This is a genomic window from Ruegeria sp. HKCCD6119 (assembly GCF_013110585.1).
Classification (GTDB): domain Bacteria; phylum Pseudomonadota; class Alphaproteobacteria; order Rhodobacterales; family Rhodobacteraceae; genus Ruegeria.
Window position 1 is genome coordinate 42,048 of sequence record NZ_WVQV01000010.1, and the last position, 12,387, is coordinate 54,434.

Annotated in this window: 12 protein-coding genes; 5 read left to right on the top strand and 7 right to left on the bottom strand. The window is 60.4% G+C overall.

Translation table 11 applies throughout. The features are described 5' to 3' along the window. Together def (GS611_RS17485) and def (GS611_RS17490) are read right to left on the bottom strand one after the other, a co-directional pair. Complete coding sequence (def, locus tag GS611_RS17485) at positions 1 to 489, bottom strand: peptide deformylase (protein ID WP_171637585.1); 489 nt, start codon at positions 487 to 489, stop codon at positions 1 to 3. Further along, a complete protein-coding gene (gene def, locus GS611_RS17490) occupies positions 486 to 1,004 on the bottom strand; it encodes a peptide deformylase (protein ID WP_171637587.1) in 519 nt (172 codons plus the stop codon). Before def (GS611_RS17490) ends, def (GS611_RS17485) begins: the two co-directional genes overlap by 4 nt. 94 nt (positions 1,005 to 1,098) lie before the next feature. Here def (GS611_RS17490) and GS611_RS17495 point away from each other — a divergent pair, with 94 nt between their 5' ends. Beyond that, entirely contained in the window at positions 1,099 to 2,271 is a 1,173-nt protein-coding gene (locus GS611_RS17495) for a MalY/PatB family protein (RefSeq protein ID WP_171637589.1), read from the top strand. Positions 2,272 to 2,435: 164 nt separating this feature from the next. Here GS611_RS17495 and GS611_RS17500 read toward each other — a convergent pair whose 3' ends face one another. Beyond that, complete coding sequence (locus GS611_RS17500; protein ID WP_171169191.1) at positions 2,436 to 2,789, bottom strand: hypothetical protein; 354 nt, start codon at positions 2,787 to 2,789, stop codon at positions 2,436 to 2,438. 213 nt (positions 2,790 to 3,002) lie between these two features. On the opposite strand from GS611_RS17500, the gene GS611_RS17505 reads away from it, so the two are divergent. Next, positions 3,003 to 3,992 (top strand): glutathione S-transferase family protein, encoded by a 990-nt coding sequence (locus tag GS611_RS17505; protein ID WP_171637590.1) that lies wholly within the window; start codon positions 3,003 to 3,005, stop codon positions 3,990 to 3,992. Here GS611_RS17505 and GS611_RS17510 read toward each other — a convergent pair. Then, positions 3,974 to 4,336, bottom strand: a complete 363-nt coding sequence (locus GS611_RS17510) for a response regulator transcription factor (RefSeq protein ID WP_117869888.1) — start codon at positions 4,334 to 4,336, stop codon at positions 3,974 to 3,976. The genes GS611_RS17505 and GS611_RS17510 overlap by 19 nt on opposite strands. Before the next feature lie 185 nt (positions 4,337 to 4,521). Between GS611_RS17510 and cobD the strand changes: the two genes are divergently transcribed. From cobD to GS611_RS17525, 3 genes are read left to right on the top strand one after another with little or no spacing between them, the layout of a single operon-like run. Then, positions 4,522 to 5,487 carry a threonine-phosphate decarboxylase CobD gene (gene cobD, locus GS611_RS17515; protein WP_171637592.1) on the top strand — a complete coding sequence of 322 codons (966 nt, stop codon included), beginning with the start codon at positions 4,522 to 4,524 and terminating at the stop codon, positions 5,485 to 5,487. After that, a complete protein-coding gene (gene cbiB / locus GS611_RS17520) occupies positions 5,484 to 6,404 on the top strand; it encodes an adenosylcobinamide-phosphate synthase CbiB (protein ID WP_171637594.1) in 921 nt (306 codons plus the stop codon). The genes cobD and cbiB overlap by 4 nt, the downstream gene beginning before the upstream one ends. Before the next feature lie 12 nt (positions 6,405 to 6,416). Beyond that, positions 6,417 to 7,580 (top strand): lytic murein transglycosylase, encoded by a 1,164-nt coding sequence (locus GS611_RS17525; protein ID WP_171637596.1) that lies wholly within the window; start codon positions 6,417 to 6,419, stop codon positions 7,578 to 7,580. 13 nt (positions 7,581 to 7,593) lie between these two features. Here the strand turns inward: GS611_RS17525 and GS611_RS17530 are convergent, their stop codons facing one another. The 3 genes from GS611_RS17530 to GS611_RS17540 all read right to left on the bottom strand — a co-directional run bounded on the left by GS611_RS17530 (position 7,594) and on the right by GS611_RS17540 (position 12,385). Then, positions 7,594 to 8,391, bottom strand: a complete 798-nt coding sequence (locus GS611_RS17530; protein ID WP_171637598.1) for a class II glutamine amidotransferase — start codon at positions 8,389 to 8,391, stop codon at positions 7,594 to 7,596. 134 nt (positions 8,392 to 8,525) lie between these two features. Further along, positions 8,526 to 8,876 (bottom strand): hypothetical protein, encoded by a 351-nt coding sequence (locus GS611_RS17535; protein ID WP_171637600.1) that lies wholly within the window; start codon positions 8,874 to 8,876, stop codon positions 8,526 to 8,528. Positions 8,877 to 8,929: 53 nt separating this feature from the next. Continuing rightward, entirely contained in the window at positions 8,930 to 12,385 is a 3,456-nt protein-coding gene (locus GS611_RS17540) for a chromosome segregation SMC family protein (protein ID WP_171637602.1), read from the bottom strand. Positions 12,386 to 12,387: the final 2 nt, after the last annotated feature.

Sequence of the window (12,387 nt, forward strand, 5' to 3'; positions counted from 1 at the left end):
CTATTTCTTGGCTTTGCGCAGCAGCATGTCGCGTTTGACCTTGCTGAGCCGGTCAAAATACATCCGGCCATTCAGATGGTCGATCTGGTGCTGGACACTGGTGGCCTCGATGCCGACAAAATCGCGACGGTCCACCATGCCCTGCTCGTTCAGGAATTTGACAGTCACCGCGCGCGGGCGTTTTACCTTGGCCGACACGCCCGGCAGGTTCGGACTGGCTTCTTCATGTTCACGCAGTTCGATCGAGCTGTGCAGGATTTCCGGGTTCGCCAGACGCACGGCCTTGCCCCGCTCGGCCGACCCATCGACCACGGCCAGACGCAACATCACTCCGATCTGCGGCGCGGCCAGACCGACACCGGGCATCGCCTCCATCGTGTCGATCATGTCCTGCCAAATCCGGCGAATGTCATCGGTGATTTCAGTCACCTCATCCGCCTTTGTGCGCAAGCGTTTGTCAGGCCAGGGCAGACAGGTGCGGACGGTCATGCGCGCGCCCGTTCACGTTTGAGCTTTTGCATCTTGCGGGTAATCATCTGCCGTTTCAGCGGTTTGAGGTAATCGATGAACAGCTTGCCGTTCAGATGGTCGATTTCATGCTGCACGCAAGTGGCCCAAAGACCGTCGAACGTCTCCTGTCGCAGGTTTCCCTTCTCGTCCATCCAGGTGACATCGACCACCTTGGGGCGGGTCACTTCGGCATATTGATCCGGGATCGACAGGCATCCTTCTTCGTATACATTGGTTTCCTCGGAAGAGGCGATGACCTCGGGGTTGAACATGATCAGCGGGCGCGGGGTCTCGCCTTCTTCCTTGATGCAATCCAGCACGATCAACCGTTCCAGCACACCGATCTGCGGGGCGGCAAGGCCAATCCCGGGCGCGTCATACATGGTTTCCAGCATGTCGTCAGCCAGCGTGCGCAGCTCGTCCGTCAGGTCGGATACGGGCGCGCAGACCTTTTTCAGGCGGGGATCGGGATGGATCAGGATAGTGCGTTTCATGAGGCTGATTTAGGCCATCCCGCCCCGCGCCGCAACGCCCCCCTTGCACCTGCCCGATTTGCGGTTAGCTTTCGGTCGAGAAAATGGAGCAGACATGACTTTCAACGACCTGATCGACCGCCGGGGCACCAACAGTTCAAAATGGGACAAGATGGAGATGCTGTATGGCGTCTCGCCCGAGGACGGTCTGGCCATGTGGACGGCCGATTCCGATTACAAAACGGCACCCTGCGTGATCGAGGCCGTGCGCAAAGCCGCAGATCACGGCGTGTTCGGCTATTCATGGATGCACCCGGACTATCTGGCCTCGGTTCAATGGTGGATGAAAACCCGCCACGATTGGGAAATCGACACGGATTGGATTCTGACCACCCAGGGCTTGGGCAATGCAATCGCCCTGTCGCTGGATGTCTGGACCGATCCCGGTGATGGCATCGTGATCTTTACCCCCGTTTACCATGAGTTTGCCCACAAGGTGAACAAATCCGGCCGCCGGGTCGTGGAATGCCCTTTGGTGCGGGACGGGGAAAGTTACGGCCTGGATCTGGACGACGCCCAGTCCCGGTTGGACGGGTCCGAGAAGATGCTGCTGTGGTGTTCGCCGCAAAACCCGTCGGGTCGTGTCTGGACGCCCGACGAGTTGCAAGCCGTTGCTGCGTTTGCCGAACGGAACGGTTTGATCCTGGTATCGGACGAGATTCACCACGATCTGGTCTATCCCGGCGCCAAATTTGTGCCGATGGACGTGGCGGCCCCGGATGCACGCCCGTGGACCGTGACGCTGACTGCGGCGTCGAAGACCTTCAACATTGCCGGGCAGCGGACCGGCAACATGATCATTCCCGATCCCAAACTGCGCGCGGCCATGAAGCAACGGCTGCAAACATTGGATTACGATCCCGGCGCGTTGGGCGTGGCGATGATCACCGCCGCCTACAGCCCCGAAGGGGCCGAATGGGTAGATGCCCAGATCGCGCATCTGGAGGGAAACAGGCGTCTGTTCGATCAGACCATCACCGAGATTCCGGGGCTCTGGTCGATGCCCTTGCAGGCGACCTATCTGGCCTGGGTCGATTTCTCGGGCACCGGCATGGATCACGCTGAATTTGTCCGCCGATTGCGCGAGGACGCGCGGATCGCCACATCGTCAGGTCCGGGTTTCGGCACTGGAGGAGAAACGTTTGAACGGTTCAACCTCGCCACTCAACGGGCGCGGGTCGAGGAAGCTTGCCTGCGGCTGAAACGTGCTTTCGGGGATCTGCAATAAGTACGTGCCGGCCAGAGCTTGAAAGCCCTGCCCTGTTTTCACAGGTGCCGGTTGACTTGGTTGAGGCCGCTTTGGCCCGCGCGTGCCTGTCTTTAGGCTGGCACCGCTGGCTTTTGGCATCGACCAAACCCGGGCCAAATCGGAATACCGGTTGAAATTCGCCCCTAGTCGTCCCGCCCCAGCAGGGCGATCGGCGCATCGGGCGCGCGGTAAAAGTCAAGCGGCGCGCTGTCATGGGCGGCCGTGCTGCGTTTGAATTCATACCGCATCTCACCGCCTTCATCCTCATCCGCGACGATGAGGCATTGATAGAGGTGGTTGGCCCCGTCAAAGATATCGACGAGCCCGCGCAGGCGCGGCGTGGTTTCCGCCTCAACCGTAAAACCGTCTTTCCACAATTTGAGTATTTTGTAGGTATTGTCGCCCATCTCCACTCGTAAACGGCTGGCTTTTTTCAATGTGGCGATTCGGGCCGCGTCCAACTCGGCGCGTATTTCCTTTGAAACATAGGTACTCATTAATCCGTTCCCCCGTGAATGACTTCTATTGTGCGGGATAAGTTGTAAAAATCCAGTGAACCACGTCACAGAAACACGATCCAGCCGAGGTTTGTTGCACAGAAATCCCGAACTCGACTGTGCGCGGATGCAGAGCATTTGCGCGGGCGCTCGCATAGGAAGATGCAAGCCCTGGCCCTATGTTTTTCGAAACGCACATGCGGAGGAAAAGACATGGGCCTGCTGGTCGACGGAAAATGGCACGATACCTGGTATGATACCAAGTCCACGGGCGGTGCATTCAAGCGCAGCGCAGCGCAGTTTCGCAATTGGTTGACAGCTGACGGCGAGGCGGGGCCATCAGGCAAAGGCGGGTTCAAAGCAGAACCCGGGCGCTATCACCTTTACGTCAGCTATGCCTGCCCCTGGGCCCATCGCACGCTGATTTTTCGCGAGATGAAAGGGCTGAGCGATCTGATCTCGGTGTCGGTCGTGCATCCGGACATGCTGAATCAGGGTTGGACCTTTGAAACAGACGCTCACGGCGCGACGGGAGATGACCTTTACGGGCTGGGTTTTGCGCACCAGATCTATACCAAAGCCGATCCAGCCTATTCGGGGCGCGTGACCGTGCCGATCCTGTGGGACAAGCGGCAGGAAACCATTGTGTCGAACGAAAGCTCGGAAATCATCCGCATGTTCAATACGGCCTTCGACGGGGTCACCGGCAATACCGATGACTACTGGCCCGAAGCGATGCGCGATGAAATCGAAGAGGTCAACGCGCGCATCTATACAGACGTCAACAACGGCGTCTACAAGTCCGGCTTTGCCACTTCGCAAGCGGCCTATGACGCCGCCGTGGGCCCGTTGTTTGACACGCTGGACTGGCTGGAAGATCGTCTGGCCCGGAACCGTTACCTGATGGGTAATCGGATTACCGAGGCTGACTGGCGGCTGTTTACGACGCTGATCCGCTTTGATCCGGTCTATCATCTGCACTTCAAATGCAACAAGCGGCGCCTGATCGATTACCCGAACCTATGGGCCTATACGCGTGAACTGTACCAATGGCCCGGCGTGGCGCCCACGGTGAACATGAACCATATCGTGCGCCACTATCACTACAGCCATGACAGCATCAATCCGCACCGGATCATTCCGGTTAACCCGGTGCTGGATTACACAGAACCGCACCGCCGCGATCAGCGCCCTGCTGCGTAATGCTCGACCATCGCCGCCAGATCCTCTGGCGGTGTTTCGCTTTGCACATAAGCACAGGCGTTCGGGCTGTGGGCAAATATCGATCCATCCGAGAAGAAGGTGGTGTTGGTGACAAAGATCACCCGCGCCTGGGGGCGGCGATAGCTTGCGAAATCGGCCACAGCCAGTGCACTGCCAGTTTCCAGAACCAGATCCAGCACGATGATTTCGAAATCCGTGCCGTACAGCGCCAGAATGGCGGCTTCCTGCGTCTCGACCAGCGTGACCTCGGCGCCCTGCCGTTCCAGATGCCTTTTCCAGACCCGACCAAGGTCGGGATTACTCTCAACAATCAGAACTTTCATTTGCAACAACCTCGGCACTTGGTATGGTGAGTGGTGCCGACCCCCATGGTCCGTGATCTCGTTATTTCCTTAACAAAGTGTTAACAGCAGCCCCACAGGCCCGTGAACAGGCGGATTTGCTTGTGTAAGAGGCGAAAATCCGCTTGAAGCGGTCCAAAAGCGGTAATTTCTCGCAGAGAGAGCAGATGAGCACATTCGATGAAAGTCTGAATCCACGCGCGGTTCGTGACCACGGCGGCGGGTTGGACAAGGCAATTGTCAAATATGGTGGGCAACGCACCGACTGGATCGACCTGTCCACCGGCATCAATCCACATGCCTATCCCGTGTCCGGCCTGACGGCCGGGGATTGGGCCGAATTGCCGGATCACGGGGCGTTCGAACGGCTCAGCGATGCCGCGCGCCGGTTCTGGAACGTGCCGCAGCGTGCCGCGATCCTGCCCGCGCCCGGAGCGTCGGCGATCATCGCGCGTCTGCCGGCTCTGGCCGCGACGGGTACGGTACAGATCACGCCGCCCACCTATAACGAACACGCCGCCGCCTTTTCGGCGCAGGGGTGGAAGGTACGGCAAGACGGGCCCAGCGACGCCCGCGTGATCGTACATCCAAACAACCCGGACGGGCGTATCTGGCAGGAAAGCGACGTATCGGCACCACTTACCGTGATTGACGAAAGCTTTTGCGACGTCATGCCTGACAAGTCCCTGATCCATCTGGCAGACCGCCCCGGCGTGATCGTGCTGAAGAGTTTTGGCAAATTCTGGGGGCTGGCCGGGGTAAGGCTGGGGTTTGCCATCGGACGGCCGGATATGATCAGCCGGTTGAACGATCTGACCGGCCCTTGGTCGGTATCCGGTCCGGCCTTGCGGATCGGCACACAGGCTTTGATGGACAACCGTTGGGCGGAAGCCACGCATGCGCGTCTGGCTGACGAGGCCTCAAGGCTGGATGCGCTGGTCACGAGAAAAGGGGCCAAAGTGATCGGCGGCACCAGCCTGTTCCGACTTTATCAGGTCGACAACGCCGCCCATTGGCAAGGTCGTCTGGCACGGTCCCACATCTGGAGCCGCATCTTCCCCTATTCTGAAACCTATCTGCGCCTTGGGCTCCCGCCCGAGGATGGATGGAACAGGTTGGAGGCCGCCCTGTGAGCCCTGGCCTGATGCTGGTCTGTGCCATGTGTCTGGACGCAGCACTGGGGGAACCCGACTGGTTCTGGTCGCGCATCAGGCATCCGGCGGTGATGATCGGCAACCTGATCGGCTGGCTGGATACACGCTTGAACCACGGGGCCGTGCGCCGTTCAAAAGGGGTGGGTGTGCTTGTCCTGCTGGTTTGCGGCGCAGGGGCGCTTGGCTGGGGTTTGTCCCTGTTGGGGCCGGTGATTGAAATCCTGGTCTGCGCGATCCTGTTGGCGCAAAAATCGTTGGTCACCCATGTGCGCGCCGTGGGCGAAGGGCTGATGGCCTCGCTGTCAGAGGGGCGGGCACGGGTGGCCATGATCGTCTCACGCGATACACAGGACATGACCGAGGCACAGGTGGCACGCTCGGCCATCGAAAGCGCCGCTGAAAACCTCAGCGACGGCGTCATCGCGCCTGCTTTCTGGTTTCTGATTGCCGGGTTGCCGGGGCTGCTGGTCTACAAGGCGGTGAACACGGCCGACAGCATGATCGGGTATCGCAATGAAACGTACCGCGCGTTTGGCTGGGCTTCGGCCCGGTTCGACGACCTGATGAACCTGATCCCGGCCCGCCTGACCTGCGTGATGATCGTGGCGCTGTCGGGCCAGTGGTCGCGCTGGCGCGAAATCTTGGCTGATGCGCACCGTCACATCTCGCCCAATGCGGGCTGGCCCGAGGCCGCCATGGCCCGCGCCTTGAACGTCGCCCTGGCCGGGCCGCGCAGCTATGACGGCAAGGTGCGGGATCTGGCATGGGTCAATGGCAATGCTCAGCGCGAAATCGGAGCCTTGGACATTTTCCGCGCATGTCGCATGTTGTGGCGTGTTTGGGGGCTTGCGCTTGGGCTCGTGTCGGTGTCGGTTGGGATCGACCTGATTTACTGACGGACATTTGTCATGCGTTTTCTTTCCGGCCTGATCGCCGCCACCCTGTTTGCCCAACCTGCCCTGGCCCAATGTGGTGGCGGCTTCAATTCCTTTGTCAAAGGGCTAAAGGCCGAGGCCACGCAGCAAGGCTTTGACAAATCCACCGTGAACGCGTTTTTCAAAGGCGTGCAGCAGGACAGCGCCGTGCTGAAGGCCGATCGGGCGCAAGGGGTGTTTCAGAAACCCTTTATCGAGTTTTCCCGTCGTCTGATTTCGCAAAACCGGATCGAACGCGGGCAAGCGATGTCACGCAAATACGACGCGGTGTTTGACCGGATCGAAAAGCAATACGGAATCTCACGCGGGGTGTTGCTGGCCTTCTGGGCGTTCGAGACCGATTACGGATCATTTCAGGGCGACTTCAACACCCGCAATGCGCTGGTGACGTTGGCCCATGACTGCCGTCGCCCCGACCTGTTCCGCCCTCAAATCTTCGCCGCCATCGAACTTTATCAGAATGGTGATTTCGACCCGGCCCGCACAACGGGCGCATGGGCCGGCGAAATCGGTATGGTCCAGATGCTGCCGCAGGACATTCTTGAAAACGGTGTCGATGGTGACGGCGACGGGCATGTCCGCCTGAAAACCTCGGCCCCCGATGCACTGATGTCTGGCGCCAAGATGCTGTCGCATCTGGGCTGGCGCGCAGGCGAACCGTGGCTGCAAGAGGTCACTGTGCCCGCGCAGATGGACTGGTCGCTGTCCGGCCCCGGCAAGCCCCGGTCGGTGGCCGATTGGCAGGCCATGGGCGTTCAGGCACGCAGCGGGTCGCTGGCAAACCTGCCTGCCTCGCTGATCCTGCCCCAGGGGCACCAGGGCCCGGCCTTTCTGGCCTATCCGAATTTCGACGTCTATTTCGAATGGAACCAGAGCTTTGTTTATGTATTGACCGCCGCCTATTTCGGGACACGTCTGGAAGGGGCACAGATCTATGATGCCGGCAATCCCGCACAGGGTCTGAACGGTGCACAGATGAAGCAGCTGCAAAGCAAGCTTCAGGCCAAGGGGTATGACGTTGGCAAGGTCGACGGGATCCTGGGCGCTGGCACGCGGGCGGCCGTGCAGGCGGAACAGAAGCGGCTTGGCCTGCCGGCCGATGCATGGCCGACAGTGGATCTGTTAAACCGGCTTTAGGCGGCAACCACGCTTACGCGACCCATTCCCGTTGCTGCGGAACACAGGGCGCAAAGGCGTGCGTCGTCACCGTGGCACCCTCGGTTTCGATTGCCGTGTTGGGCTGTATCTCGAGCCATCCCTCGTTGTTGGCATCCAATGGCTCGGACGAAATGATGATACCGTCTTTGCAGGCCTTGTAGTGCAAGCTGGGGGCAAACCGATCCGAGGCATAACGGGCCGCAAAAACCCGTTTGCCGTCCGACCAGCAGGCGGCAAACCGAAGATAGGGTGATGCTCCGCGGCGCCTGGAAAGGGCTTCGACCCGACCGACCGCACGGGCCATTGCACCCACAGGATCGGTGTCCAGCCCTTCGCCATGAGCGATGAGAAAGATCGCCTCGCTCTCGGTTGCGCCCATACGATGCTGGTACAGATGCGCCGGGATCATGGCATCAAGCTCTTGCCGGATTCGTTCATGACCCCCGGCCTGACCGTTATGCATGAAACTCCACCTGCCGACGCCAAAGGGGTGACAGTTGTTGCGCGAGGTCGCTGTACCCGTCGAGGCCCGTACATGGGCCAGAAACATCCGGGATTTCGTGTGATGCGCCAATTGCTTCAGATTGGCATCGGACCACGCCGGATGGGTGTCCTTGTAAAAACACGGCGTATCACGATCAGAATACCATGCCAGACCGAACCCATCCGCGTTTACCGGCGTTTTTCCGATCAATGCATTTCGGCTTTGAATGACAAGCGATTGTTCTTGCTCAAGGACCAGTTCGTCCAGGTATCGCTGCCGCCCAACCCAAGCCAAGAATCGGCACATTGCCTGTCTCCGTCCGTCAGTAATAATTTTTGGGACAATACCACCTTGGTTATCAGATTTTCTCCCATACATTATCTGATTTTTCGGATTTCCCCAATCAAATGTGCAGAAACTGCAAGAATCTCAGATCAATTTCACTTACTACGCACCGGATACCGATCGCCTTTTTCGTCAATCAGGATCAACCTGTCCCCGTTGCGTACGTACAAATCGCATCGGCTGAACCCATTGCGGTAAGCGATGCACACGCTGCCATCATCGGCAATCGCGTAAGTTCCAAAGGCAGAATCTCCGCTTGCATATGTATAGGAATAGGCGCCCCCGGCCGAGAATTTGGCCTGTCCGTCGTCGAAAAAGGTCAGCGTCTGCCCCGCCAAAGCATCAAGCTCTGCGGCTGTAAGGGGCGTATCCCCGGTTTTGACGGGCCAGTCGGCTGCAAAGACAGGGCCGGCGGCGATGAGGGCGGGGATCAGAAAGCGCGTCATGCGCTCAGGTTAGCGCGATAAAGCCGCAATCGTCATAAATTTGCAGTGAGCGGTCAGGCGACCATCTGTTCGGCCTTCTTCAGATCGACCGAAACCAGCTGGCTGACGCCCTGTTCCTGCATGGTGACACCGAACAGGCGATCCATGCGCGCCATCGTTACCGCATGGTGAGTGATTATCAGGAACCGCGTGTCAGTTTGGCGGCACATCTCGTCCAGCAGATCACAGAAACGCGTCACGTTTGCATCATCTAGAGGCGCATCAACCTCGTCCAGCACGCAGATCGGAGCTGGATTGGCAAGGAAGACGCCGAAAATCAGCGCGGTCGCCGTCAGGGTCTGTTCTCCGCCCGACAGCAGGCTGAGAGTCGACAGTTTCTTGCCAGGCGGCTGGCACATGATCTCAAGGCCCGCATCCAGCGGGTCGTCACTTTCGACCATCACAAGATTGGCCTCGCCACCCCCAAATAGATGCTTGAACAGCATCGCAAAGTTTGAATTCACCTGTTCAAACGCAGTCAGCAACCGCTCGCGCCCTTCGCGGTTGAGGCTAGCGATCCCGCTGCGCAGCGCCTTGATTGCCTCTTCCAGATCGGCTTTTTCGCTGCTGAGCGTATCGAATTCTTCCTGAACTTCCTTGCTGTCTTCCTCGGCCCTCAGGTTCACGGCCCCCATCGCGTCGCGCTGACGTTTGTGACGGTTCACTTCGGATTCCAGAACGTCCGCAGCTGGCATCTGGTCGGGGTTCACGTCCAGCTGGTTCAGCAATTGGTTTGGGGTCAGTTGCTGATCCTCGGCAATCCGTTCGGCCGCCGCGACAACACTTTCCTTGGCCGCGTCACAACGCGCCTCGGCCGCGGCACGGCTTTCGCGCGCTTCTGATGCCAGACGCTCGGCCTCCCGTTCGGCCAGAACGATTTCACGGTGCATAGCCTCGGCTTCGGCCAATTTGTCGGCGGCTTCGGCGCGCCGTGCTTCGGCGGCTTCGATCTGTTCGTTCAGCTCCTCACGCGCCTCGGCGATTTCGCCGGGCATGGCCATGGCCTCCGTCAGCTCTTCTTCCGAACTTTCCTTGCGCTCGGCAAGTTCGGAAATCCGCTTTTCAGCCGTTTCCAAACGGTGGCGCCACCCGCTGAGATCTTTCGCGACCTCCTGGGTGCGACGCGTGCGGGCGTCCCCCTCACGGCGCAGCTCGTCATGGGTCGAGCGGTGGGTCAGCATGGTGATCCGCGCCGCCTCGACCGTCTGCTTGATGTCTTCGACCTGCGCGCGGGCACTGTCCAGATCACCCAGACCGGCCAAAGCCGCTTCGGCCTCGCGCAGTTGCGCGCGGGCGGCCATGGCGTCGTCCTTGTGGCGGTCAACGGCGAGGGTCAGGGTTTCCAGCTTGCCCTGGGCCAGATTGCGGTCGGCCTCGGCCCGCGACAGTGCGCGCGCGGTTTCGGCCATGCGCTGATCAGCAGCACGGCGGGCCTCACGCGCGCGCCGGTCTGCTTCGGTCACGTCCGCCAATTGCTGTGACAGCGCCTCATGCGCGGCCCGGGCACCGTCAGCCTGTGCTTCGGCACGGGCAAGGTCCTGTTTCAGTGCTTCCAGCCTGTTGAGCTGCTCCAACCGCAGAGCAGCAGCACTTGGCGCGTCTTCGGCCCAGGCACGGAACCCGTCCCAGCGCCAAAGGTCGCCCGAGCGGGACACGAGCCGCTGGCCCGGCTTCAGCGATGCCTGCAACCGTCCGCCCTGATCCGCATCCACCAACCCGATCTGCGCAATGCGTCGGCTGAGACGATCGGGGCCCGATACATGAAGCGCCAGAGGCTCGGCCCCTTCAGGCAATGGCTGGTCGCTGTCATATCCAGCCACCTGCACCCAGCCGGATGGCCCGTCACCCTCGACCAGCGGCGCGCGAAGATCGTCGGCCAGAGCAGCACCCAAAGCCTTTTCAAAACCAGGTTCGACGCGCAGCAGGTCCAGCACCTGACCGCCTTCCGCCGTGTCGCGCTCCACCAGCTTGGCCAGCGCCGTGGTTTCGGCCCGGATCGCGCCCAGCTCGCCTTCTGCCTCGGACCGTCTTGCCCGGGCCTCGGCCTCGCGCGCTTGCGTTTCGTTGCGCAGTTCATCCGCCGCGGCAAGCGCCTCTTCGGCGGCTTCCACCGCTTCACGGGCTTCTTCTTCGCCCGATTGGGCGTCTTCAAACGCCTCGCTGGCGCGGATCAGGGCCGTCTTGGCCTCGTCCACGGCTTTCCGGGCTTCTTCTTCTTCACTCTCGGATCGAGCCAGTGTCTTGCGACTGTCTTCGACCAGACGCTGGGCGGACTGGTGCCGGGCGACAAGACGGGCCATATCCTCGGTTTGCTGCGACAGGTGGTCTTCGCGTTCCTGTAAGATCGAGGCTGCCTCGCGGGCGATTTCCGCCGCTTCGGCCACTTTCTCATCGTGACCTTCTGCTGCCTTGGCCAATTCGCGCGCTTCCCATTCCAGCCGTTCAATCATTTGTCCCGCATCGCGGTTCAATCCAGCTTCGCGTTCGATATCGTTGGCCAGCTGCTGAATCCGGTTGGTCAGCGTCTCGATCGTTTGACGGGCGCGGGTTTCCTGATCGGACAATTGATCGCGCTGCACCTGCTGGCGTTGCAGCACGGCGGCGGCAATGGCCTCCTCCTCGCGCAGCGGCGGCAGGGTTTCCTCGATCTCGGCACGTTTTGCGGCGGCGGCGCGGGCTTCAGCCTCGGCACGGGAGGCTTCGGTGATCCGCTCACGGAGTTTTTCTTCGGCCTGCTGGCGGGCCATGTCGGCCTCTTTCCAACGTCGATAAAGCAGCATCCCCTCGGCCTGACGCAGCTGTTCGCCAATTTCACGATAGCGGGCCGCCTGACGGGCCTGACGCGCAAGCTGGGCCAGTTGTCCGCCCAACTGCTCCAGCACGTCATCGACGCGGGTCAGGTTGGCTTCGGTGCCTTTCAGCTTGAGCTCGGCCTCATGGCGACGCTGATACAGGCCCGAGATCCCGGCGGCCTCTTCCAGAATGCGCCGACGGGCACGCGGCTTGGCGTTGATCAGTTCGGCAATGCGGTTCTGCCCGACCAAAGCGGGCGAATGCGCACCGGTCGAAGCATCCGCAAACAACATCTGCACATCGCGCGCGCGCACATCCTTGCCGTTGGTCTTGTAGGCGCTGCCCACATCGCGGGTGATGCGGCGAACGATTTCGAGTTGATCGCTGTCGTTGAACCCTGACGGTGCCAGACGTTCCGAGTTGTCCATGGTCAGGACAACTTCGGCAAAGTTGCGCGCGGGTCGCGTGGCGGCCCCGGCAAAGATCACGTCTTCCATCGCGCCACCGCGCATGGATTTGGGGCGGTTTTCGCCCATCACCCAACGCAAAGCTTCCAGAAGGTTGGATTTGCCGCAACCATTCGGGCCCACCACACCGGTCAACCCGTCCGCGATGATCAAATCGGTCGGATCAACAAAGCTTTTGAAGCCGGTCAGTTTGAGCTTGCTGAAACGCAATG

Excerpts from the sequence above, each read along its gene's own strand:
- def (WP_171637587.1), bottom strand. The coding sequence starts at position 1,004 with ATGAAACGCACTATCCTGATCCATCCCGATCCCCGCCTGAAAAAGGTC.
- GS611_RS17495 (WP_171637589.1), top strand. The coding sequence starts at position 1,099 with ATGACTTTCAACGACCTGATCGACCGCCGGGGCACCAACAGTTCAAAA.
- GS611_RS17525 (WP_171637596.1), top strand. The coding sequence starts at position 6,417 with ATGCGTTTTCTTTCCGGCCTGATCGCCGCCACCCTGTTTGCCCAACCT.
- cobD (WP_171637592.1), top strand. The coding sequence starts at position 4,522 with ATGAGCACATTCGATGAAAGTCTGAATCCACGCGCGGTTCGTGACCAC.
- GS611_RS17505 (WP_171637590.1), top strand. The coding sequence starts at position 3,003 with ATGGGCCTGCTGGTCGACGGAAAATGGCACGATACCTGGTATGATACC.
- GS611_RS17510 (WP_117869888.1), bottom strand. The coding sequence starts at position 4,336 with ATGAAAGTTCTGATTGTTGAGAGTAATCCCGACCTTGGTCGGGTCTGG.
- GS611_RS17530 (WP_171637598.1), bottom strand. The coding sequence starts at position 8,391 with ATGTGCCGATTCTTGGCTTGGGTTGGGCGGCAGCGATACCTGGACGAA.
- GS611_RS17500 (WP_171169191.1), bottom strand. The coding sequence starts at position 2,789 with ATGAGTACCTATGTTTCAAAGGAAATACGCGCCGAGTTGGACGCGGCC.
- def (WP_171637585.1), bottom strand. The coding sequence starts at position 489 with ATGACCGTCCGCACCTGTCTGCCCTGGCCTGACAAACGCTTGCGCACA.
- GS611_RS17535 (WP_171637600.1), bottom strand. The coding sequence starts at position 8,876 with ATGACGCGCTTTCTGATCCCCGCCCTCATCGCCGCCGGCCCTGTCTTT.